This window comes from Subtercola boreus, from assembly GCF_003399635.1.
Taxonomy (GTDB): domain Bacteria; phylum Actinomycetota; class Actinomycetes; order Actinomycetales; family Microbacteriaceae; genus Subtercola; species Subtercola boreus_B.
The window spans coordinates 1-963 of sequence record NZ_NBXB01000083.1 but is presented as its reverse complement, the minus strand read 5'-3'; the positions used below and the strand labels follow the sequence as shown (position 1 = coordinate 963).

At 57.5% G+C, this 963-nt stretch carries 1 protein-coding gene and 1 pseudogene; both read right to left on the bottom strand.

The genetic code is table 11. From position 1 onward, the window contains the following. Nucleotides 1-111 precede the first annotated feature (111 nt). A complete protein-coding gene (locus B7R22_RS20375; RefSeq protein WP_367379207.1) occupies nt 112-198 on the bottom strand; it encodes an IS3 family transposase in 87 nt (28 codons plus the stop codon). 66 nt (nt 199-264) lie between these two features. Next, nucleotides 265-738: pseudogene (locus B7R22_RS18470) on the bottom strand (transposase); the annotation flags it as partial. Nucleotides 739-963 lie beyond the last annotated feature (225 nt).

Sequence of the window (963 nt, the reverse complement as noted above, 5' to 3'; positions counted from 1 at the left end):
AGCCATCGTGTGGTGTCCTTTGCGTGAGAGTTTTAGTCGGTTCTCACTGACCATCACACGGTGGCTTCTCACGTCGACGATGCAACGCTCAAGAACCCGAAACCCCACCACTCACAGGGACGTCACCCATTTCTTAGGACAGATCCCTGCCAAACCCATGCGTTTCATTGTTCTGGCCACCGTTTTGCGGGAGATCATTTCCTGTCAGCGCGCAGGTCGGCTAGGGTTCGCGGAGCGCCGTAAACCTTTTGGTTTCTAGCCTTTCAAAGGCCGGTTCGACCAGGTCGCCATCTCCTCGGACACCTTGTCCGCGACACTCGAAATCGTCTCCTTAGACACTTGAGCGCCAAAGATCTGAACGAAGTACGCACTGATCTCCCCCGTCTGGCGCCGCTGGTGCTTCTTCACGATTACGGGCTCGAAGCTCCCGTCCCGATCCCGAGGCACCTCGATTTCCCACATGCCCCGTCGCCTCGGTCAACACTGTCTTCGGTCTTGTTTCGTTGCGCACATTCGAAGAGCCACGGTCGGGTTCGGCGCGGTGTTTTTCATGCCCAAGGTGCTCAGTCATCACCTCATTCAACGCGGTCTCGAGGACCGTTTTCGTGAACTGCTTCAACAGCCCATCCGGGCCGTCAAAGACAAGCGCTGCTCGGCCGCCTGCACCAGCTCCTTCGCAGCGAGCTCCTCCGCAAAGAGTTCCTTCTTGTTTCTCTTCATATCATCCAGTGTCGTCATCACGGCACCTTCCCGGCCAAACTTACCTCCGACGTATCAGGCCAGAAAGGCGCCGAATTGGCGAGTAGCGGTTGTGGGTAGCGGTAGTCCGGACATCTGGTGTGTTATCTCGCGACATCGTGGACACTGGATCTCGTCACTTCGTGGACGGTGAGTCTCATGGCTTCGTGCACAGCTACTGTGCTTGGTCTCCGAGCAGGGCGGGGAGGTCGACACGGCGCTGTT

Excerpts from the sequence above, each read along its gene's own strand:
- B7R22_RS20375 (WP_367379207.1), bottom strand. The coding sequence starts at position 198 with ATGATCTCCCGCAAAACGGTGGCCAGAACAATGAAACGCATGGGTTTG.